A 20423-nucleotide genomic window follows, 5' to 3' on the forward strand; every position below is an offset into this window, starting at 1 on the left:
TCGTAGATGCCCGATCCCCGCTTCTTTGAAACCCTGTCGCCCCTTAGCGTCGCCGATCTGGCGGCGCAGATCGGCGGCGAGGTCGACCGGGGCGGGGATCGCATGATCGCCTCCGTCGCGCCCTTGTCCTCTGCGGACGGGGGCGCGATCGCGTTCTTGGGCGACCGCAAGTTCTCCGCCGCGCTGGCGACGACACAGGCCGGCTGCGTTATCGTGCCGGCTGAGGCCAAGGACGCCGCGCCGTCGTCCGCCGCCGTCATCATCTCGCGCACGCCGCAAGCCGCCTGGGCCAAGGCGTCGTTGGCGCTGCATCGGCCCATACTTCTGGACAAAGCGATCACCTACGACGCGGCGTGCGAGGACGACAGCGTCGTGGTCGAACCCGGCGCGATCCTGGGGCAGGGCGTCCGCATCGGTCGAGGGTCCCGCATCGGCGCCAACAGCGTCATCGCGCCTGGCGTGCAGATCGGCCGGGATTGCGCGATCGGCGCCAACGTCAGCGTGGCCTTCGCGCTGATCGGCGACCGGGTGAAGCTGTACGCCGGCGCCCGGATCGGCGAAGCGGGCTTCGGCGCCACGGGGACAGCGGCGGGGGTCATGGATATTCCCCAACTCGGTCGCGTCATCCTTCAGGACGGCGTGACGGTGGGCGCCAACTCCTGCATCGACCGCGGCGCCTATGACGACACGGTCATCGGCGAAAACACCAAGATCGATAATCTGGTCATGGTCGGCCACAACTGCGTCATCGGTCGCAACTGCCTCCTGGTCGCCAATACCGGCATCTCGGGCTCGGTGACCGTGGGCGACAATGTCATCTTTGGCGGCAAGGCGGGGATCGGAGACCACATCACCATCGGCGATGGCGCGCGCGTGGCGGCCGGGGCCGGCGTGCTGGCCAATGTGCCCGCTGGCGAGACCTGGTCAGGTTATCCGGCGCGTCCGATCCGACAGTTCTTGCGCGAGACGGTCTGGCTCGCCAAACAGGCCTCATCGAAGAAGGCTCCAAAGGAATCATAGGGATGAGCGACACGACTGCCGTCGAAGGCAAGATCGATTACGCCGAGGTGATGCGGCGGCTGCCGCACCGTTATCCCTTCCTGCTGGTGGACAAGGCCGAAGACTTCGTGCCCGCGACGTCGATCGTCGGCATGAAGAACGTCACCCACAACGAGCCCTTCTTCCCGGGGCACTTCCCGATCGATCCGGTCATGCCTGGCGTGCTGATCGTCGAGGCCATGGCCCAGACCGGCGCCTTGCTGATGTCCAAGACGCTGGACGTCGCCGTGGCCGACAAGGTCATCATGTTCATGTCGATCGACGGGGTTCGTTTCAGAAAGCCTGCGCGGCCCGGCGACCAGCTCCGTATGGAGGTCAAGGTGATCCGCGCGCGGGGCGACGCCTACAAGTTCCGGGGCGAGACCTTCATCGACGGCAAGCTGGCGGCCGAAGCCGAGTTCATGGCCATGGTCGTGACTGTGCCCACGCCCGCGCCTAGGCCGGAGGCGTGATGACCGTTCATCCTACCGCTCTGATCGACGCGACGGCGACATTGGGCGAGGGTGTAGAGGTCGGCCCCTGGTGCACGGTCGGGCCGAATGTGGTGCTGAGCGACAATGTGCGTCTGGTCAGCCATGTCGTCGTCCAGCAGGACACGACAGTCGGAGCCGGGACTGTCATCCACCCCTTCGCCGTCATTGGCGGCGACCCGCAGCACAACGGCTACAAGGGCGAGACGGTTCGGCTGGAGATCGGCGAAAACAATCTGATCCGCGAGCACTGCACCTTCAATCGGGGCACGCCGCAGGGGACGGGCGTAACGGTCGTGGGTTCGAACAATCTGTTCATGACCGGCGCCCATGTCGGTCACGACTGCGTCGTCGGCGACAATGTCGTCATGGCCAACAACGCGACTTTGGGCGGTCATGCTCAGGTCGGGGACAAGGTGTTCCTGGGTGGGCTGTGCGCGGTGCACCAGAATGGTCGCGTCGGGCAAGGCGCGATCATTGGGGGCTTGGCGGCGGTGACGCGCGACGTCATCCCCTATGGCTCGGCCTGGGGCAATCATGCGCGGCTACGTGGGCTGAACTTGATCGGGTTGAAGCGCAAGGGATACGGCAAAGATCAGGTGCGGCGTCTGCTTGCGGCCTATCGTGATCTGTTCGAGGGCGAGGGCGAGTTCGCCGGTCGGATCGATGGCGTGGCGGAACGCTATGCCGACCTGCCCGAGATCGTGGAGATCATCGCCTTCATCCGCGACGGCGGGCGGCGTCCGCTGTGTCTGCCGAACGCGGAATGAGCGCGGCTGGAAAGCTGGGTCTGATCGCTGGCGGCGGGGATCTGCCGGCGGCCGTCGCGGCGCGCTGTGATGCGCTAGGGCGGCCGGTTTTCGTGATCCGTTTGGCGGGGTTCGCGGACGAGCATCTGGCGCGCTGGCCCGGCGCCGAGTTCGGCATGGCGCAGATCGGCGCGATCCTGAAGGCGTTGAAGACCGAGCGCTGCACGACCGTGTGTCTGGCGGGCATCGTCAATCGGCCGGATTTCAAGACGCTCAAGCCTGATTTCAAAGGGGCGACCCTGTTGCCGGGCATCGTCGCCGCCGCCTCCAAAGGCGATGATGCCCTGCTGCGCAAGATCCTGTCGGTGTTCGAGGCCGAAGGCTTCGCCGTCGAGGGCGCCGACGACATTCTGGGCGGCGACACGCTTGGCGCGGGCGCCTTGGGCGCCTTATCGCCGACCGAGGAGCAGCTAGCCGATCTGAAGAAGGCGCTGCATGTCGCCGAAAGATCAGGTGAACTGGATATCGGTCAGGGCGCCGTAGTCTGCGATGGCCTGGTCCTTGCCGTCGAGGCGCAGGAAGGCACGGACGCCATGCTGACCCGCGTCGCCAACCTGCCGAGCGATCTGCGCGGGACCACCGATAGTCCCAAGGGCGCGCTCGGAAAGGCGCCCAAGCCCATTCAGGATCTCCGCGTCGATATGCCCGTGATCGGGCCGCGCACTGTCGAAATGGCGGCGGCGGCGGGTCTGGCGGGCATCGGCGGTGTGGCGGAACGTTTGATCCTGATCGATCGCGCGGCCATCGTCGAGACGGCGAACCGTCTGGGCCTGTTCGTCTGGGGCGAGGCTCGGTGAGCCGTCCGCTGAAGATCATGCTGGTGGCGGCGGAGGCTTCGGGCGATGCGCTGGGCGCCGGTCTGGCCAAGGCGTTGAGGATGCGGTTGGGGGACGATGTGGCCTTTGTCGGCGTCGGCGGCCCCAAGATGGCGGCCGAAGGCGTGGTCAGCCCGTTCGACATCGCCGAACTGTCGATCCTGGGCTGGATCGAGGGCTTGCGCGCCTATGGCAAGGTCAAGCGGCGCGTCGAGCAGACGGCGGCGCTGGCCGAGCGGGAAAAGCCTGACGCCGTGGTGCTGATCGACAGTTGGGGCTTCACCATCCGTGTGGCCAAGGCGATCCGGGCCGCGCGCCCGGACCTGCCGCTGATCAAATACGTCGGGCCTCAGGTCTGGGCCTCGCGGCCGGGCCGGGCCAAGACCTTGGCAGCCGCTGTCGACCATCTTCTGGCCCTCTACGGCTTTGATGCGCCCTGGTTCGAGCGCGAGGGCCTGCCGACGACCGTCGTCGGTTCGTCTGCGCTTCATGTGAATGTTGATGCTGCGGACGGTGCAGCGTTCCGCGCGCGTCGTGGGATCGCGGCCGATGCGCAGCTTCTCTTGGTGCTGCCCGGCAGCCGGCCGAGTGAGATCACCCGAATGGCCCCCGTCTATGAGGCGACGGTCAGAAAACTGAAGACCACGAACCCCGGCCTGGAAGTTGCGGTGGTCGCCGCGGGGACGGTGGCTCACGATGTTGCAGGCCGCGTCGCCGCCTGGCCCTTCCGCGTTCACCTGGTCGACGAAGCCGAAAAGTATGACGCCATGCGCGCCGCGACTGTCGCCCTGGCCACCAGCGGCACCGTGTCGACCGAGCTCGCGCTTGTGGGCGCGCCGATGGTCATCGCCTACAAGATCGACGGGCTCAGCTATCAGCTGATGAAGCGGTTCGTGACCGCCAAACACATCACCCTGTTCAATGTCGCGGCTGACGACCGGATCGCGCCCGAGTTCATCCAGCACGAGGCGACCCCGGCCATCCTGACGGCGGCGGTCGGGCGGCTGCTGGCTGACCCAGCGCTGGCGGCCGAACAGGCGCGTCGCCAGACGGCGGCATTGGACTTGATGGGACGCGGAGGACCGGACCCGTCGGAGTTGGCTGCCGACGCCGTGCTCAAGGTCATCGCCGAGAAGTCGGGGAGCTGACGATGGCGCGGGCGCTCAGTCCGCGACGTGCGGCCGAGGTCCGCGCCGCGCTGCAGATGGCGGTGGGCGCGATGGCCGCGCTCTATCTCGCGACCTGGCTGAACCTGCCGCACCCATACTGGAGCGTGATTTCCGCCATCGTCGTCATCCAGGCGAGCGTCGGTGGCGGCGTCCTGACTGTTGCACGCGACCGGGCCATCGGTACGGCGACCGGAGCATTGGCGGGGGCGGTCTTCGCCTTCCTTCGTCCGCCGGGCCTGGAAAGCATGGCCCTGAGCATCGCCGTCTCTGCGGGGCTGCTGGCCTTCTTTGCAACCGGGCGGCCATGGCTGAAGGTCGCGCCCGTGACGGCGACCATCGTCATCGCCGGCGGGACGGGCGCGGAAGGGCCGGCGTCGCTCGCGCTGGATCGTGTGATGGAAATCCTGGTCGGCAGCGGCGTGGGGGTTCTGGCGATCCTGGCCCTGTTTCCGCGCCATGCCAGGCAGTCCTTCAAGCTTCAGGCGCGCGAGGCGGCGGGCGAAGCGGCGGTGCTGCTGGCCTTGGTCTCAAAGGCCGCCCCGGAGGATGCGTCCGAGATTTCGCGTCGTCATGCCGATCTGAAGCGGCGGCTGGATGCATTGGGTCAGGCCGCCAAGAACGTCATCGATCTGCCCGGCCCGCAACGCGAGACGGCGGATCGAGCCGCGCTTGTGCGCGCCTTCTGGCGCGTGCGCAGCGACATCGTCATCCTGGGGCGCGGTTTCCAGGCCGAGGGCGCCGGCGCACGGTTGGATCCCTGGTCTCAGGACGCGGAGCGGGCGGTGGAGCAACTCAAGGCGCTGTCTCAAGGCACGGCCGTCCAGCCCATGGGCGCGATCGACCAAAGCCTGGCCCTGTCCATGGCCGTCGAGGGCGACGACGTGGCTCTGGGGGCTGCTGCGATCGGCGTGGCGCATATGCACCGCGATCTGGATGACCTGGCTGCCCGTTTCGCGGATCTGAAGCTGGTCTGACGACAAAGAAAAACGCCGGGGATGTCTCCCCGGCGTTTTGCATTTCAGCTTTCGTCTCAGCCGCGCTGTTCGATCGGCACGTAATCGCGCTGGGTCGGGCCCGTGTAGAGCTGACGCGGGCGACCGATCTTCTGGGACGGATCGGCCATCATTTCCTGCCACTGCGAGATCCAGCCCACGGTGCGGGCCAAGGCGAACAGAACGGTGAACATGGTGGTCGGGAAGCCCATCGCCGACAGGGTGATGCCCGAATAGAAGTCGACGTTCGGGAACAGCTTGCGCGAGGTGAAGTATTCGTCCGACAGGGCGACCTTCTCCAGTTCCTTGGCGACCAGGAACAGCGGGTCGTTCTCGCGGCCCGTGGCGGCCAGCACTTCATAGGCCGACTGCTGCATGACCTTGGCGCGCGGATCGTAGTTCTTGTACACGCGGTGGCCAAAGCCCATCAGCTTGTACTTGCGGTCCTTCACGCCCTGGATGAACTCCGGGATCTTGTCCGGGGTGCCGATTTCCTTCAGCATCGTCAGCGCTTCTTCGTTGGCGCCGCCGTGCGACGGGCCCCACAGGCAGGCGATGCCGGCGGCGATACAGGCGAACGGATTGGCGCCCGACGAACCGGCCAGACGCACGGTCGAGGTCGAGGCGTTCTGTTCGTGGTCGGCGTGCAGGGTGAAGATGCGGTCCATGGCGCGAACCAGGGCCGGATCGACATGATAGTCCTCGGCCGGAACGGCGAAGCACATGCGCAGGAAGTTTTCGGCGTAGGACAGGTCGTTGCGCGGCGAAACGAACGGCTGGCCGATGTGGTATTTATAGGCGCGGGCCGCGATCGTGGGCATCTTGGCGATCAGGCGAATGGCCGAGATGTCGCGCTGGATCGGATCGTGGATGTCCAGGCTGTCGTGATAGAAGGCCGACAGGGCGCCGACGGTGCCGACCATGATGGCCATCGGGTGGGCGTCGCGGCGGAAGCCTTCGAAGAAGCGATCGAACTGGCTGTGCAGCATCGTGTGGGTGGTGATGCTGTTTTCGAACTTCTCGTACTGGGCGGCGGTCGGCAGTTCGCCGTGTAGCAGCAGGTGGCAGACCTCGACGAAGTTCGACTTCGACGCCAGCTGGTCGATCGGATAGCCGCGGTGCAGCAGCACGCCAGCGTCGCCGTCGATATAGGTCAGGGCCGATTCACAGGCCGCCGTCGAGGTGAAGCCGGGATCGAAGGTGAAGGCGCCCGTTCCCGCATAGAGTTTGCGGATGTCGATGACGTCCGGGCCGGTGGAGCCCGAAAGGACCGGCAACTCGATCGTCTTGTCCTCGAAGGACAGGGTCGCCGAGCCGGCGGGTTTGGCTTGTTCAGTCATGAATGCCCCTTTGCATCACACGTCCAGGCGCGGGGAGGCGTCGGCCGCTTTTTGGTTTGTGGGTGATCACTTAGTCTGTTGCAGCGCATCATCCAAGCGCCCGAGACTTTCGTCGCGCCCAAGAGCCGACAAAGTTCGTGCAATATCAGGTGATGTTGACCCTGCGGTAAGCGCTGAGCGCATTGGCGGGCCGATCTTTCCGAACCCGACGCCCTCGGATTCCGCAAAGGCCTTGAGCTCGGCTTCCAGCGCGAAGACGTCCCACGATTGGAACAGGGACAGCCGCTCACGCAGGCGGGTGAGGCGCTCCAAGGTTTCACCCGACAATAGCGCCTTCGCCTTGTCGTCCAGGATCAGCGGACGGGATTTCAGAACGAAGGTGGTTTGGTCGGCCAGATCGAGGATCGTCTTGGCGCGATCCTTGACGAAAGGCATGGCGCGCTGAAGCCGGGCTTCGTCCGCCTCTGCGAGGGCGTGGCCCTTCTGCAGGTGCGCATCCAGCGTCAGCTTGGCGAGCCGCTCGTCGTCGGCGAGGCGCAGCCAGTGCGAATTGACATGGGCCAGCTTGTCGAAGTCCAGGCGGGCCGGCGCCTTGCCGATGCCGGCGAGGTCGAACCATTCGATGGCCTGGGCGTCGCTGAACAGTTCGTCGTCGCCGTGGGACCAGCCCAGGCGAGCCAGATAGTTGCGCATGGCCTCGGGCAAGTAGCCCATCTCGGCGTATTCATGCACCGCCTGGGCGCCGTGACGCTTCGACAGCTTGGCGCCGTCCGGTCCGTGGATCAGGGGGATGTGGGCGAAGGTCGGACGGGTCCAGCCCAGCGCATCGTAGATTAGGCTCTGGCGCGCGGCGTTGTTCAGATGGTCGTCGCCGCGAATGACGTGGGTCACGCCCATGTCGTGGTCGTCCACGACGACGGCGAGATTATAGGTCGGCGCGCCGTCCGAACGCAGCAGCACCAGATCGTCCAGGTCGTCGGTGGACCAGTTCACGTCGCCCTGGACCTCATCGGCCACCGTGACCGTCGTCGCCTTTGGCCGACGGAAGCGCACGACGTGCGGCGAGGCCAGATCGTCGACGGTCGGCTCGCGGTCGCGCCAGGGCGATTCGAAAGTGCGCTTTTCGGCCTTGGCCTCGTCACGCAGACGACCGGTCTCCTCGGCCGAGGTGAAGTCGCGGTAGGCGTGGCCGGTTTCGAGCAGTTGATCGACCACCTCGCGGTGGCGGTCGGCCCGGCTGAACTGGAACACCGGCTCGTCGTCGGCGAACAGCTCCAGCCAGCTCAGGCCGTCGAAAATGGCCTTCACCGCCTCATCCGTCGAGCGTTCACGGTCGGTGTCCTCGACCCGGATCAGGAAACGTCCAGCGTGTCTCTTGGCGTACAGCCAGTTGAACAAAGCGGTTCTCGCTCCGCCGATATGCAGATAGCCTGTCGGCGAGGGGGCGAAGCGGGTGACGACAGTCGAGGAAGGTGAGGTCATGGGGGAGGGGTCCGTAAGCGACGCCCTTATACGCCCCGATGCGGCAAAACCCACCCCTGCTGCGCGATTGCGCGCCTGGCTGCACGCCGAGGTCGCCGCCCAGACCCTGAGATGGCGGCTATGGGCGCCGGTCGCATTCGGCGCGGGCGGAGGGGTCTATTTCGCCCTGCGAGCCGAGCCGGTCTTGTGGCCCTTGGTGCTGGGGGCCGCCTTGACCTTTGGGCTGTGGGTCGTGGCGCGTAGGCGCGGCTGGTCGCGGCGTCTGACTTGGCTGCTGTTGATGGTGGCCTGCGTTTCAGGTGGGCTGGCGGCGGCGAAGGTGCGCACCGAAGCCGTCGCCGCGCCGATCGCGCCCGTGCTCAGCGAACCGACCGTGATCGAAGCCTGGGTCGTCGATGTCGACAGCCCGGGGCAGCGAGGCGCGCGGGTCGTGATTGCGCCGGTCTGGATCCGCGGACTGATGCCAGATCAGACGCCGGTGCGCTTGCGAGCGACGGTGCGGGGCCACCCTCCACGGCCCGGCGAAGCGATCCGCCTGTTCGCCATTCTGGATCCGCCGCCTGCGCCGGCCAGCCCCGGCGCCTACGACTTCGGCCGCAACGCTTTTTTCCAAGGCATGGGCGGCGTGGCGTTCGCGTTGGGTGAAACGCGTACGGCCGATCTGGCGCCGCCGCCGTGGCGACTTCGACTTGAAATGGCGGTCAACGGCGCCCGCTTCGCACTGGCCGAGAGGATCGTCGCGCGGCTCGGCGAACGGACCGGCGGGATCGCCGCCGCCATGACCACCAGCCATGAAACCTGGATCAGTCAGGAGGATATGGATGTGATGCGCGATTCCGGCCTGGCGCACATCCTGTCGGTGTCAGGGCTGCATATGGCCATCGTCGGCGGGTTCGTCTTCTTCGCCGTGCGGCTGGGCGTCGCGGCCTGGCCCTGGTTGGCCCTGCGGGTTCACGGTAAGAAGGTCGCGGCCTTGGCGGGCCTGACGGCGGTCGGGGTCTATCTGGTGGTGTCGGGCGCGCCGCCGCCGGCCGAGCGGGCGGCGATCACCGCCTCCATCGCCTTTCTGGCCATCCTGCTGGATCGACAGGCGGTGACCATGCATGGCCTGGCTGTGGCGGCCTTTATCGTTCTGGCGATACAGCCTGAAGCCATCGTCACCCCGGGTTTCCAGATGTCGTTCGCGGCGACGGCGGCCTTGGTCGCCCTGGTCGAGGCCTGGCCGAAGCGCCCGCGCGAAATATCCGCGCCCTGGCCAATCCTGGCAGTCCAACGGCTAGGCGGTTGGTTGACGGCGGCTGTGGCGGCCAGCGTCGTCGCAGGATTGGCGACGGGACCGTTCGCCATGCAGCATTTCAACCGCACCGCCATGTACGGACTGCTGGCCAATCTCGGCACGTCGCCCGTGGCGGACTTCATCCTGATGCCGGCGCTGGCCTTGGGCGCAGCGCTTGAGCCCTTGGGGCTGGGGGGACCGTTCCTGACGGTCGCGGGATGGGGCGTGGACCTGATGTTGGCGATCGGCGCCTGGACGGCGGGATTGCCCGGCGCGGTCAAAACGGTCGCCAGCGCGCCCAACCATGTCCTGCCGGTCGCCTTTCTGGGCGTATTGTTCGTCTGTCTGTGGCAGGGCCGCCTGCGATGGTTGGGGCTGCCCTTCGCAGCCGCCGTCCTGATCTGGCCGCGTGCGCCGACGCCGGACCTCTGGATTGGCGATGGTGGAACAAACGCCGCCTTTCACCGTGACGAGGATGCCGTCGTCGTACGACCTGGCGTGCGTGAGTTTGCGGTGGATCTCTGGTCGCGACGACGAGGGCTGATCATGACGGATCGATCAGAAGCGGGCTGGGTCTGCGACCGTTTCTCCTGTCTGCCGGATACTAATGAGGCTGGTCCCGTGGCGATTTGGTGGGGGCGAAAGTCGCCGAGCTCAGATCAGATGGAGGCGTTATGCCGCGCAGCGCCCGTCGTCAGTATCCGCGCCGTCGTCTCGTCGATCCCAAGCGCCTGTCAGGATCGACTTGTCTTGGACAGCGTGGATTTTGCGCGAGGCGGGGCAGTGGAGTTGTGGCGCGTCCGTTCGGGCGAGCCGAATCGATGGCGCGCGGTGTGGACGGCCGACGTTCGCGGCGACCGCCCTTGGACGCGTCAGTCTGATCCTGACGTCAGTGATACCGGCGCATGAGGCCGACCAGCTTGCCCTGAACCGCGACCTGATCCGAGCCGTAAATCTTGGTTTCATAGTTGCGGTTGGCAGGTTCCAGCGCGATCGAGGCGCCCTTCTTGCGAAGGCGTTTCAGCGTCGCCTGCTCGCCCTCGACCAGAGCCACCACGATCTCGCCGGAGGCAGCGCTGTCGGTCGATTTGATCACCACCATGTCGCCGTTCAGGATGCCGGCCTCGATCATGGAGTCGCCTTCGATCTCCAGCAGGTAGTGCTCGCCAGAGCCCAGCATGGACTCCGGAACCGGATACCGGGCGGTTTCATGCTCGATCGCATCGATCGGCGTGCCGGCGGCGATCTTGCCCATCAGCGGCAACTCGCGGGTGTCGTTGGCCGCCATCGGAGCCGCAGGTCGGACACCGCCGCCGCCCTCGATGACGTCGGGCTTGAATCCGGCGCGACCGCGCGGCGCGCCGGCCGTCGCCTGTTCGGGAAGTTTTGTGACTTCCAACGCGCGGGCGCGGTGAGCGAGACGGCGGATGAAGCCGCGCTCCTCCAGCGCCGTGATCAGCCGGTGAATGCCGGACTTGGAGGCCAGATCGAGCGCCTCCTTCATCTCGTCGAACGAAGGGGAGACGCCGGTCTCCTGGATGCGTTCGTGGATGAACATCAGCAGTTCGTGCTGTTTGCGCGTGAGCATCGCCAAGCCCTCATGCGCCCGCCGACGAATCGGAACGGGCCGTGAACATTTGTCGATGTTCTGTAAGTGTTCCTTGCTAATGTCAACTTAACGGCGAGGCTTGCCGCCGCGTCTCGGCTCAAACGGCCAGCAATTGACGGGTGGCCGCCTCGACATCGGCCTGCCGCATCAGGCTCTCGCCGACCAGGATCGCTTGGGCATGGGCAGCCGAGACGCGCGCCACGTCGTCGGGCGTGAAGATGCCGCTCTCCGCAACCAGCAGAGCCCGAACGGGGCTCAGCATGGACAGCCGCTCCGTGGTTTCCAGATCGACCTCGAATGTACGCAGGGAGCGATTATTGACCCCCACCAGATCGCCGCCGAGCGCACAGGCGCGCGCCATTTCTTCCTCGTCGTGGGTCTCGATGAGCGCGTCCATGTCAAAGCGTTCGGCTTCCGAAAGCAGCTCGGCGGCCAACCGGTCATCGACCATGGCTAAGATGATCAGGATGCAGTCGGCGCCCAGGGCGCGGCTTTCGGCGACCTGCCAAGGATCGACCAAGAAATCCTTGCGCAGGCAAGGCAGGGCGACGGCCTGGCGGGCCTGGCCCAGATAGGCGTCGTCGCCCTGGAAGCTGGGGGCATCGGTCAGCACCGACAGACAGGCCGCGCCGCCGGCCTCATAGGCGCGGGCCAGGGCCGGCGGATCGAAATCGGGCCGGATCAGGCCCTTGGACGGACTGGCCTTCTTGATCTCGGCGATCAGGGCGGGACGACCGGTTTCCTCTCCGACCCGCTCCAAAGCGGCGCGAAAGCCGCGCGGGGCCGATGCGGCGCGGGCCAGGGCTTCGATCGCGTCCTGCGAGGTGGCAGCCTTGCGGGCGGCGACGTCCTTGCGCTTGTAGGCGGCGATACGGTCCAGAACGTCGGTCATGCGGGCTCTTCGCTTTCCAGCGGCGTGGAAGTGATGCGGGCCAGGCGATCCAGTGCCTCGGCGGCTCGACCGTCGTCGATTGCGGCAGCGGCGAGCGCGGCGCCGTCGGCCAGATCGGCCGCGCGATCGGACACCACGAGGGCGGCGGCGGCGTTCAGCAGCACGATGTCGCGGTAGGGTCCGGCCGCGCCGGCCAGAAGCGCGCGCAGGGCGACGGCGTTCTCCTCGGCGTCGCCGCCGCGAATGTCTGCGATAGAGGCCTGCGGCAGGCCGGCGTCCTCGGGCGTGATTTGGAAGCGACGAACCGCGCCATCCTTCCATTCGGCGACGTCCGTAGGGCCGGAAGTCGCCAGTTCGTCCAGGCCTTGGCCGTGAACGGTCCAGGCCCGGGTGGCGCCAAGCCGGCCCAGCACCTCGGCCAGCGGCTCCAGCAGGCGCGGATCATAGACGCCCATGACCTGTCGTTTTGCAGACGCCGGGTTCGAAAGCGGTCCCAACAGGTTGAAGACGGTGCGAAAACCGATCTCGGCTCGCACCGGCCCGACATGACGCATCGCCCCGTGATAGGCGGGCGCGAACAGGAAGCAGATACCGGCCTCATCCAGCGCCTTCTTCTGCTGCGCCTGCGACGCCATCAGGTTCACGCCCAGGATCGACAGGACGTCGGAAGAGCCTGATTTCGATGACATCGCCCGATTGCCGTGCTTGGCGACCTTCAGGCCCGCTCCGGCCAGAACCAGGGCTGCGGCGGTCGAGATATTATAGGTGTGCTGACCGTCGCCCCCGGTGCCGCAGGTGTCGATCACCTCATAGGGGTGATCCAGCGTCAGAGCGGCAACGCGCATGGCGCCCGCGAATGCGGCGATTTCGTCAACGGTCTCGCCGCGCATCCGCATGGCGGTGACGGCGGCTGCGACTTGCGACGGAGTCGGCTCGCCCCGCAGGCAGGCGGCGAAGAAGTCGTGCGCCTGCTGCGACGTCAGGGGATGGCCCTCGACCAGCCGGGCGAGGATCGGCTTGAACCCGTCGCCCATGGTCAGGCGGCCGCGAGGCGCTTTACGCCGGCGATCTCAAGGAAGTTGGCCAGCATGTCGTGACCGTGCTCGGTGGCGATGGATTCCGGGTGGAACTGCACGCCGTGGATCGGGCGGGTGCGATGCTGCAAGCCCATGATCTCGCCATCGGCGGTCGAGGCGGTGACCTCCAGACAGTCGGGCAGGGTTTCTCGCTTGACCGCCAGCGAGTGATAGCGTGTCGCGGTGAAGGGCGAGGGCAGGTCGGCGAAAACGCTCTGGCCCTCATGCAGGATCGGCGAGGTCTTGCCGTGCATCAGGGTCTTGGCGCGGATGACGTCGCCGCCGAAGGCCTGGCCGATGGCCTGATGACCCAGGCACACGCCTAGGATCGGCATGGACTCTGGCGCGGTCGTGATCAACGGCAAACAGATGCCCGCCTGGTCGGGCGCGCAAGGGCCGGGCGACAGCAGAACGGCGGCGGGGTTCAGCGCCCACGCCTCGTCCACCGACAGGTCGTCGTTGCGCACCACATGCGTCGGCGCGCCCAACTCCGCGAGGTAGTGGACGAGATTGTAGGTGAAGCTGTCGTAGTTATCGACGACGAGGATCATGGCTTGGCTTCTAGGCGTGACGCGCGTCCGCGCCAAGCGGGCGCGGCCTTAAAGCGCATTTTAACTCGGCGGGACTAGGACTGGGCGGGTGAAACTCGCCGCTGAAAAAGACATCGCCGCCAAGATTGCCGCCGCAAAGGCGAAGCTGGTCGTGGTCGAAACCAAGCCCAACCCCGTCGCCGCGCTTGGCGCAGCCGCGCTCGCGGCCACCGCAGCGGTTTTGATGGCGGGCGTCGTCATCATCGGGCCGGGCGTGCAGTTCAACGACCCGGTAATGACGATTTCGCGCTAGCGATTGCCGGTGCGAAAGCGCCAGGCGTCTTCCGCCGCCCGCATCGGCGCCCGCGCCTTGTGCTGGGTCTCGGCATATTCGGCCGCAGGATCGCTGTCGGCGACGACGCCGGCCCCGGCCTGAACGAAGATCCGATCGTCGGCGAAAAGGGCGGTGCGCAGGGTGATGCAGATGTCCGCCTCGCCGCCAGCCGAAATATAGCCGACGCCGCCGCCATAACCGACGCCGCGCTTTTCGCTTTCCAGTTCGTCGATGATCTCCATCGCGCGCACCTTGGGCGCGCCCGACAGGGTGCCGGCGGGAAGAGCGGCCAGCAGCGTGTCCACCGCATCCAGCCTCGGATCGGCCTTGCCGCGCACGTTGGAGACGATGTGCATGACCTGGCTGTAGCGCTCGACGACGAAGCTCTCGGTGACTTCGACCGTGCCGGGCGCCGCGACGCGCCCGACATCGTTGCGGCCCAGGTCCAGCAGCATCAGGTGCTCGGCCAGCTCCTTGGGATCAGCTAGCAGCTCGACTTCCAGCGCCTTGTCCGCTTCTGGCGTCGCGCCGCGCATGCGGGTGCCGGCCAGCGGCCGGATCGTGACCTCGCCGTCCTTCAGCCGAACCAGGATCTCGGGGCTGGAGCCGGCGAGCTGGAAGCCTTCGAAGTTCAGATAGAACAGATAGGGCGACGGGTTCTGGCGACGCAGCGAGCGATAGAAGGCGAACGGATCGTCAGTCCAAGGCGCGGAGAATCGGTGGCTGAGGACAACCTGGAAGATGTCGCCGGCGCCGATATAGTCCTTGGCTTTGGCGACCATCTCGCCGAAGGCTGGCTCGTCCACCGGCGAAGTGAAGACGGGAGCCCGCGTTTGCTGTGGAGCGGCGCGGACGGGCAGGGGGGCGCGCAAGGCGGTCTCGAACGCGTCCAGCCGCGCCGTCGCGGCGTCGAACGCCTCTTGCGGGGAGATTCCGGCGTCGGGATAGGCGGCCGACACCAGAACGATCTCGTGGCAAACCGAATCGAAGATGGCCACCAGCGACGGCCGTGTCAGCACGGCGTCGGGCAGATCGAGCGGGTCAGGGTTTGGCGCGCCCAGCGGCTCCAGCAGTCGCACCATGTCATAGCCGAAGACGCCGAACAGGCCGGCGGCCATCGGCGGCAGTCCCGCCGGCAGATCGAACTTCGACGCCGCGATCAGCGCGCGCAGGGATTGCAGCGCCGGCAGCGGTTCGGCGGTAAAGCGACCCTCCGCTATGGCTGAGCCGCGCGACAGTTCCGCCGCGTTGGATCGACAACGCCAGACCACATCGGGATCCAGCGTCAGGATGGAATAGCGTCCCTTGACGGCACCGCCCTCGACCGATTCCAGCAGACAGGCGTACGGCCGATCGCGCCCCAGCTTTAGATAGGCCGAGACCGGGGTTTCCAGGTCGTCGATAATCCGGCGAACCAGGACCTGCGGCCGACCAGCCGAAAGGCCGGCCGCGAAGGCGTCGATCGTGATGTCGCGCGAAGCGTCGTCGGTCATTGCGCCGGTGCGGCGGGCGTTGCGCCACCCGACAGACCCAGGGCCGACAGCGCCTGGGCCGGGTCGTTCTTGGCCTTGGAGCGCTGAGCGCCCGCCGAGACCGACGATTCGACCATCGCCTGCACCAACTCCTGGGTCAGGCGCGGGCGGACCTGCTCGGCCAGCGGTCCGGCCACGGCCGGATTGGCGGCGCGGACGTTGTCGACGCGGCCGACCACATAGGCGGTCTGCGACGCCGGCTGCGAGAAGGCCTGGCCCTTGGACTGGCCGAACAGACCCTGAAGCACGCCCTGACCCAGGGCTTCCTGGGTTTGCTGATTGCGGATGACGCCGGTGCGCACGGTCAGCGGCGCATTGACCGAGCGGGCGACCGCGGCGATGTCCTCGCCATTGCGCACGCGGGTCGTCAGCTCTTCGGCCTTGGCCGACAGGCGACGCATGGTCTCCCGCTGGATCCATTGGGCGGCCAGGGGCTCACGCACCTCTGCCAGGGTCGGCAGGGCCGACGGGCGGATGTCGTTGACGCGCACGGCGAAATACTGGCCCTGACCGGCGTCGATGACGTCGCTTTCGCCGCCCTTGGTCAGGCTCCAGGCCGTCTCGAAGATTTGCGGCGGGGCGTTCAGCGCCTGACCGTTCGGCAGCTTGCCGTCCTTGGTGAAGGGCGGCAGATCGACGACGCGACCGCCGGCCTCACGCGCCGCGTCAGCCAGGTTCTTACCGGCCGTGCGGGCGGCTTCGTACTTCTCGACCTTGGCGTAGGTCTGGGTCTTCACGTCCTCGGCGCGCAGTTCCTGGATCAGCTCCTCACGAGCGCTGTCCAGCGTGGCGGGCGCGGCGGGTTGAACGGCCGTGACCTTGGCGACCGCGAAGCCGACACCGGCCTGAACCGGGTTGGACACCTGATTGGCTTGCAGGCCGAAGACGGCGGCTGCGGTCGCCGCGTCGCCGATGGCCGAGCGAGGGGTCTCGTTGAAGGCGGCTGGCGTGATGTTGTTGGCGCGACCGACGTCGGCGGGCGATTGGCCCGCGCGCAGAGCGGCGGCGATCTTCTGGGCCGTCTCGCGGTTCGGCGCGGTCAGGGTGACGAACGAGCGCGTCTCGGGCTTGCTCAACGTATCCTTCTTAAACTCGAAGCGCTCGCGGATGCGGTCTTCCGAGATCGGCGCATTGGCCGAAGCCTCAGGCGTAAACAGAACCACCGACACCATGCGGAACTCGGGCGCGCGCAGACGGTCGGCGTTCTCCTGGATGAAGGCGTTCAACTGGGCGTCAGTCGGGGCGGGGATCTGACCGGCCATCGCGGGGGTAACCTCGAACCAACGACCGTCGCGGCTTTCGAAGGCGGAACCGGCCAGCAGCGCGCCATAGATGCGCGGCACGCGCGCGCCGGCGAAGACGGCGGCGCCGAAATGTTCCGTCGCGTATTGGTCGCGCAGGTCCTGCTCCAGCATGGCGGGCGTCAGGTTCTGCTGCGCAAGCGCCGCCTCATAGGCCTGCTGGTCGAACTGTCCGGTGACCGAGTTGAAGAAGGCCGGGATCTGGCGGATCTGCTTGACGATCAGTTCCTTGCCCGGGCGGATGCCCGCCTTGTAGGCCCAATTCAGGAAGCCCAGCTGCTGCGTCTGCTCGGTCAGGAAGCGGACGTGAATGTTTTCCGCAACCAGCTCCTGGTTCGTCAGGGGACGGCCGACCTGCTGCTGCAGCCGTTCACGCACCTGATCGAAAGCCGTGCGGAACTCGACTTCGTTCATCGAGCGGTCGCCCGCGTCGATGACGTGTTTCGGTCCAAGGTTGGAGAAGACGTCCATCCGCGCGCCGACGATCACGAAGCTGATCGCGATCAGGACAAGCAGGGCGGCCGCCCATTTGGATCGAGAGAAGGCGCGGAAGGCGGTGAGCATTCGAAAACCCGGGACTGGCCGATATTGGCGTCAATCGTCGCGTATAGTCGGGGCGGGGCCGCCGCTGCAAGGATGGCTTCGTGTCCGGATTGCGGCGGCGCCTCTTGGCTTGGCGGTTTTCGCCTTCTAGACAGGCGGCCATGAAACAATCCGTGAAGATGATCGTCGGCAATTGGAAGATGAACGGCGTATCGGCCGCCTTGGCGCAGGCTGAGGCCATAGGGGACGCCGTCGGAACGACGGGGAAAGGATGCCGTGTGGTGCTGTGCCCGCCGGCGACGCTGATCGAGCGTATGAGGTCGGCCCTGGCGGGCAGCGACGTGGCGGTGGGCGGTCAGGACTGCCATGAGAAGCCTGCCGGCGCCTTTACCGGCTCGGTGTCGGCCGAAATGCTGGCCGACGCCGGCGCGACCGGGGTAATTCTGGGGCATTCCGAACGCCGCTCGGCTTTCGGCGAGACCGATGCGGACGTCGCCGCCAAGGTCGAGGCCGCCATCGCTGCCGGACTGGAGCCCATCGTGTGCGTCGGTGAAACCTTGCAGCAGCGGGAAGCGGGCGACGCCATCGCCGTGGTGTCGGGCCAGGTCGCGGGCTCGCTGCCGTCCAGCTTGGCCGAGCGCGACTTCGCGGTGGCCTATGAACCCGTTTGGGCCATCGGGACGGGCCTGACCCCCACTCTGGATCAGATCGCCGAGGTCCATGCCGCCGTGCGCGCCGCCATCGTCGCAAAGCTGGGAGAAGGCGCTCGCACCGCGCCCATTCTGTATGGCGGTTCGGTCAAACCGGACAATGCGCGCGACATTCTGGCTACGCCGGAAGTCGGCGGCGCGCTGGTCGGCGGCGCGTCCTTGAAGGCCGAGGACTTCATGCCGATCGTCAACGCCGCCGCGTGACGTTTGCCCCGGGCGCGCTTCGATGATAGAGGCCGCCGCTTGATCGGCGCAGATCCGCGCCCACATGAATGACGCCATGCTCCAGACCATCCTGCTCGTCGCCATCATCATCGTCGCCATCGCGCTGACGGGCATCGTCCTGCTTCAGAAGTCCGAGGGCGGCGCCCTGGGCATGGGCGGCGGTCCGTCGGGCTTCATGACCGCACGCGGCGCAGGCAATCTTCTGACCGTCACCACCTGGTGGCTGGCGGCCGCGCTGTTCGCCCTGACGATTATTCTGACGGTCGTCGGCAATATGGACCGCGCCTCGGTGTCCGGCATCGACGCCGACGCTGTGGGTTCGCTGGCCACGACGCCGCAGACCCAGACGCAGCAACCCGCCCAGCAGCAGCCTGCTGCGCCGGCCAAACCGGCGACGCCCTCGCTGGATGATCTGGAAGCCAGCCTGCCGTCGGCCTCCACCGCTCCGGCGCCGGCTCAACAGCCCGCCCAATAGGGCTCCGACAGAGACCCGAGTTTCCGAAAGCGCGCCGCAGGGCGCGCTTTCTTCTTTTGATCAACAGTTCGATTCGACGGCGGCATGACCGAGCCGCGAATCATGGAGTAAGGTGTCCCCCCATGGCTCGCTATGTGTTCATCACCGGCGGCGTGGTTTCCTCGCTAGGAAAAGGCCTCGCCTCCGCCGCTCTCGGCGCTCTTTTGCAGGCGCGCGGCTACAAGGTCCGCCTGCGCAAGCTCGACCCCTATCTGAATGTCGATCCGGGCACGATGAGCCCGTATCAGCACGGCGAGGTCTTCGTGACCGACGACGGCGCCGAGACCGACCTGGACCTGGGCCACTATGAGCGGTTCACCGGCGTATCGGCGGCCAAGTCCGACAACATCACGACCGGCCGGATCTATTCGACCATTCTGGAGAAAGAGCGTCGCGGCGACTATCTGGGCGCCACCGTGCAGGTCATTCCGCACGTGACCGACCAGATCAAGTCCTTCTGCCTGACGCCCGCCCTGACCGACGCGGGCGAAGACGTCGACTTCGTGCTGGTCGAGATCGGCGGCACGGTCGGCGACATTGAGGGCCTGCCCTTCTTTGAGGCGATCCGCCAGTTGGGGCAGGACCTGCCGCGCGGCCAGAGTTGCTTTGTCCATCTGACGCTGCTGCCGTTCATCAAGACGGCCGGCGAGATGAAGACCAAGCCGACCCAGCACTCGGTCAAGGAACTGCGCTCCATCGGCATTCAGCCGGACATCCTGCTGTGCCGCTGCGAGCAGCCGATCCCGGCTGAGGAAAAGCGCAAGATCGGCCAGTTCTGCAACGTGCGCGAAAGCGGCGTCATTCAAGCAATGGACTCCGCCGACATCTATGCCGTGCCGCTGGACTATCACCGCGAGGGTCTGGACCGCGAGGTCCTGGCGCACTTCGGCATAAACGACGCGCCCGAGCCGGATCTGACCGGCTGGCAAGAGATCGCGCGTCGCCGCCTGCAGCCCGACGGCGAGGTGACCATCGCCGTGGTCGGCAAATACACCGTCCTGAAGGATGCCTATAAGTCGCTGATCGAGGCCCTGCATCACGGCGGCGTGGCCAACAACGTCAAGGTCAACATCGACTGGGTCGAGGCCGACACCTTCGAAGGCGATCCCGAGGCCTGCGAGGAGCGGCTGCAAGGCGCGCACGCCGTCTTGGTGCCCGGCGGCTTCGGCGAGCGCGGTTCGGAAGGCAAGATCGAGGCGGCCCGCTTCGCCCGTGAGCGCAACATCCCCTATTTCGGCATCTGCTTCGGCATGCAGATGGCGGTGATCGAGGCTGCGCGGAATCTGGCCGGCTATCCCAAGGCCTCGTCCACCGAGTTCGGCCCAACCGCCGAGCCGGTCGTCGGCCTTATGACCGAATGGACCCAGGGCAACCAACGCGTCCTGCGTCAGCAGGGCGGCGACTTGGGCGGCACCATGCGGCTCGGCGCCTATGATTCGACCCTGACAGCCGGGTCCAAGATCGCCGAGATCTACGGCTCGACCGCGATCAGCGAGCGTCACCGCCACCGCTACGAGGTCAACATCAACTATCGCGAGGCGATCGAGCAGAAGGGCGGACTGGTCTTCGCCGGTCTCTCGCCTGACGGCGTCCTGCCCGAAACCGTCGAACGCCCGGACCACCCCTGGTTCATCGGCGTTCAGTATCACCCCGAGTTGAAGAGCCGTCCGTTCGCGCCGCACCCCCTGTTCGCCAGCTTCATCGGCGCGGCGGTGGTGCAAAGCCGCCTGGTCTGACGGAACGCG

Annotated in this window: 19 protein-coding genes; 11 read left to right on the forward strand and 8 right to left on the reverse strand. The window is 66.7% G+C overall.

The window, feature by feature from the left end:
- Nucleotides 1-6 precede the first annotated feature (6 nt).
- From lpxD to E4341_RS08750, 6 genes are read left to right on the forward strand one after another with little or no spacing between them, the layout of a single operon-like run.
- Nucleotides 7-1020 carry a UDP-3-O-(3-hydroxymyristoyl)glucosamine N-acyltransferase gene (lpxD, locus tag E4341_RS08725; protein WP_165116635.1) on the forward strand — a complete coding sequence of 338 codons (1014 nt, stop codon included), beginning with the start codon at nucleotides 7-9 and terminating at the stop codon, nucleotides 1018-1020.
- The gene (gene fabZ / locus E4341_RS08730; protein ID WP_370458482.1) at nucleotides 1017-1511 is read left to right on the forward strand and encodes a 3-hydroxyacyl-ACP dehydratase FabZ; all 495 of its coding nucleotides are present in this window, start codon (nucleotides 1017-1019) and stop codon (nucleotides 1509-1511) included. The genes lpxD and fabZ overlap by 4 nt, the downstream gene beginning before the upstream one ends.
- Entirely contained in the window at nucleotides 1511-2299 is a 789-nt protein-coding gene (gene lpxA / locus E4341_RS08735) for an acyl-ACP--UDP-N-acetylglucosamine O-acyltransferase (protein ID WP_165116639.1), read from the forward strand. Before fabZ ends, lpxA begins: the two co-directional genes overlap by 1 nt.
- A complete protein-coding gene (locus E4341_RS08740) occupies nucleotides 2296-3135 on the forward strand; it encodes an LpxI family protein (protein WP_165116641.1) in 840 nt (279 codons plus the stop codon). The genes lpxA and E4341_RS08740 overlap by 4 nt, the downstream gene beginning before the upstream one ends.
- Entirely contained in the window at nucleotides 3132-4301 is a 1170-nt protein-coding gene (lpxB, locus tag E4341_RS08745; RefSeq protein ID WP_165116643.1) for a lipid-A-disaccharide synthase, read from the forward strand. The genes E4341_RS08740 and lpxB overlap by 4 nt, the downstream gene beginning before the upstream one ends.
- Nucleotides 4302-4303: 2 nt before the next feature.
- On the forward strand, nucleotides 4304-5296 hold the full coding sequence (locus E4341_RS08750; protein ID WP_165116645.1) for an FUSC family protein: 993 nt from the start codon (nucleotides 4304-4306) through the stop codon (nucleotides 5294-5296).
- A 56-nt stretch (nucleotides 5297-5352) separates the two neighbouring features.
- Here E4341_RS08750 and gltA read toward each other — a convergent pair whose 3' ends face one another.
- Nucleotides 5353-6654: a citrate synthase gene (gene gltA / locus E4341_RS08755; RefSeq protein ID WP_045811199.1), complete on the reverse strand. Its 1302-nt coding sequence runs from the start codon at nucleotides 6652-6654 to the stop codon at nucleotides 5353-5355.
- 66 nt (nucleotides 6655-6720) lie between these two features.
- Nucleotides 6721-8136, reverse strand: a complete 1416-nt coding sequence (gene gltX, locus E4341_RS08760) for a glutamate--tRNA ligase (protein ID WP_165116646.1) — start codon at nucleotides 8134-8136, stop codon at nucleotides 6721-6723.
- On the opposite strand from gltX, the gene E4341_RS08765 reads away from it, so the two are divergent.
- On the forward strand, nucleotides 8135-10321 hold the full coding sequence (locus E4341_RS08765) for a ComEC/Rec2 family competence protein (RefSeq protein ID WP_205751257.1): 2187 nt from the start codon (nucleotides 8135-8137) through the stop codon (nucleotides 10319-10321). The genes gltX and E4341_RS08765 overlap by 2 nt on opposite strands.
- Here E4341_RS08765 and lexA read toward each other — a convergent pair.
- From lexA to E4341_RS08785, 4 genes are all read right to left on the reverse strand, one after another.
- Entirely contained in the window at nucleotides 10302-11000 is a 699-nt protein-coding gene (gene lexA / locus E4341_RS08770) for a transcriptional repressor LexA (RefSeq protein WP_165116648.1), read from the reverse strand. The two genes, E4341_RS08765 and lexA, sit on opposite strands and share 20 nt — an antisense overlap.
- Before the next feature lie 118 nt (nucleotides 11001-11118).
- Entirely contained in the window at nucleotides 11119-11913 is a 795-nt protein-coding gene (gene trpC, locus E4341_RS08775) for an indole-3-glycerol phosphate synthase TrpC (RefSeq protein ID WP_165116650.1), read from the reverse strand.
- Nucleotides 11910-12947: an anthranilate phosphoribosyltransferase gene (gene trpD / locus E4341_RS08780; protein WP_165116652.1), complete on the reverse strand. Its 1038-nt coding sequence runs from the start codon at nucleotides 12945-12947 to the stop codon at nucleotides 11910-11912. The genes trpC and trpD overlap by 4 nt, the downstream gene beginning before the upstream one ends.
- A 2-nt stretch (nucleotides 12948-12949) precedes the next feature.
- Nucleotides 12950-13540: an aminodeoxychorismate/anthranilate synthase component II gene (locus E4341_RS08785; protein ID WP_165116654.1), complete on the reverse strand. Its 591-nt coding sequence runs from the start codon at nucleotides 13538-13540 to the stop codon at nucleotides 12950-12952.
- 88 nt (nucleotides 13541-13628) lie between these two features.
- Here E4341_RS08785 and E4341_RS08790 point away from each other — a divergent pair, with 88 nt between their 5' ends.
- A complete protein-coding gene (locus E4341_RS08790; protein ID WP_174085151.1) occupies nucleotides 13629-13832 on the forward strand; it encodes a peptidoglycan-binding protein in 204 nt (67 codons plus the stop codon).
- Here E4341_RS08790 and trpE read toward each other — a convergent pair.
- Together trpE and E4341_RS08800 are read right to left on the reverse strand one after the other, a co-directional pair.
- Nucleotides 13829-15346, reverse strand: coding sequence for an anthranilate synthase component I (gene trpE / locus E4341_RS08795; protein WP_165116661.1), 1518 nt, complete (start codon nucleotides 15344-15346; stop codon nucleotides 13829-13831). The genes E4341_RS08790 and trpE overlap by 4 nt on opposite strands.
- Entirely contained in the window at nucleotides 15343-17250 is a 1908-nt protein-coding gene (locus E4341_RS08800) for a peptidylprolyl isomerase (RefSeq protein WP_055809141.1), read from the reverse strand. Before E4341_RS08800 ends, trpE begins: the two co-directional genes overlap by 4 nt.
- Before the next feature lie 140 nt (nucleotides 17251-17390).
- On the opposite strand from E4341_RS08800, the gene tpiA reads away from it, so the two are divergent.
- The 3 genes from tpiA to E4341_RS08815 all read left to right on the forward strand — a co-directional run bounded on the left by tpiA (nucleotide 17391) and on the right by E4341_RS08815 (nucleotide 20414).
- On the forward strand, nucleotides 17391-18143 hold the full coding sequence (tpiA, locus tag E4341_RS08805; RefSeq protein ID WP_165116663.1) for a triose-phosphate isomerase: 753 nt from the start codon (nucleotides 17391-17393) through the stop codon (nucleotides 18141-18143).
- A 64-nt stretch (nucleotides 18144-18207) separates the two neighbouring features.
- Complete coding sequence (secG, locus tag E4341_RS08810) at nucleotides 18208-18639, forward strand: preprotein translocase subunit SecG (protein ID WP_017503940.1); 432 nt, start codon at nucleotides 18208-18210, stop codon at nucleotides 18637-18639.
- Between the two features lie 122 nt (nucleotides 18640-18761).
- On the forward strand, nucleotides 18762-20414 hold the full coding sequence (locus E4341_RS08815; RefSeq protein WP_066551592.1) for a CTP synthase: 1653 nt from the start codon (nucleotides 18762-18764) through the stop codon (nucleotides 20412-20414).
- Nucleotides 20415-20423: the final 9 nt, after the last annotated feature.

This window comes from Brevundimonas sp. 'scallop' (assembly GCF_011045535.1).
Lineage (GTDB): Bacteria > Pseudomonadota > Alphaproteobacteria > Caulobacterales > Caulobacteraceae > Brevundimonas > Brevundimonas vesicularis.

Coding starts and splice junctions, on each gene's coding strand:
- lpxD (WP_165116635.1), top strand. CDS start 7: ATGCCCGATCCCCGCTTCTTTGAAACCCTGTCGCCCCTTAGCGTCGCC.
- lpxA (WP_165116639.1), top strand. CDS start 1,511: ATGACCGTTCATCCTACCGCTCTGATCGACGCGACGGCGACATTGGGC.
- E4341_RS08740 (WP_165116641.1), top strand. CDS start 2,296: ATGAGCGCGGCTGGAAAGCTGGGTCTGATCGCTGGCGGCGGGGATCTG.
- E4341_RS08750 (WP_165116645.1), top strand. CDS start 4,304: ATGGCGCGGGCGCTCAGTCCGCGACGTGCGGCCGAGGTCCGCGCCGCG.
- gltA (WP_045811199.1), bottom strand. CDS start 6,654: ATGACTGAACAAGCCAAACCCGCCGGCTCGGCGACCCTGTCCTTCGAG.
- E4341_RS08765 (WP_205751257.1), top strand. CDS start 8,135: ATGGGGGAGGGGTCCGTAAGCGACGCCCTTATACGCCCCGATGCGGCA.
- gltX (WP_165116646.1), bottom strand. CDS start 8,136: ATGACCTCACCTTCCTCGACTGTCGTCACCCGCTTCGCCCCCTCGCCG.
- lexA (WP_165116648.1), bottom strand. CDS start 11,000: ATGCTCACGCGCAAACAGCACGAACTGCTGATGTTCATCCACGAACGC.
- trpC (WP_165116650.1), bottom strand. CDS start 11,913: ATGACCGACGTTCTGGACCGTATCGCCGCCTACAAGCGCAAGGACGTC.
- trpD (WP_165116652.1), bottom strand. CDS start 12,947: ATGGGCGACGGGTTCAAGCCGATCCTCGCCCGGCTGGTCGAGGGCCAT.
- E4341_RS08785 (WP_165116654.1), bottom strand. CDS start 13,540: ATGATCCTCGTCGTCGATAACTACGACAGCTTCACCTACAATCTCGTC.
- trpE (WP_165116661.1), bottom strand. CDS start 15,346: ATGACCGACGACGCTTCGCGCGACATCACGATCGACGCCTTCGCGGCC.
- E4341_RS08800 (WP_055809141.1), bottom strand. CDS start 17,250: ATGCTCACCGCCTTCCGCGCCTTCTCTCGATCCAAATGGGCGGCCGCC.
- tpiA (WP_165116663.1), top strand. CDS start 17,391: ATGAAACAATCCGTGAAGATGATCGTCGGCAATTGGAAGATGAACGGC.
- secG (WP_017503940.1), top strand. CDS start 18,208: ATGAATGACGCCATGCTCCAGACCATCCTGCTCGTCGCCATCATCATC.
- E4341_RS08815 (WP_066551592.1), top strand. CDS start 18,762: ATGGCTCGCTATGTGTTCATCACCGGCGGCGTGGTTTCCTCGCTAGGA.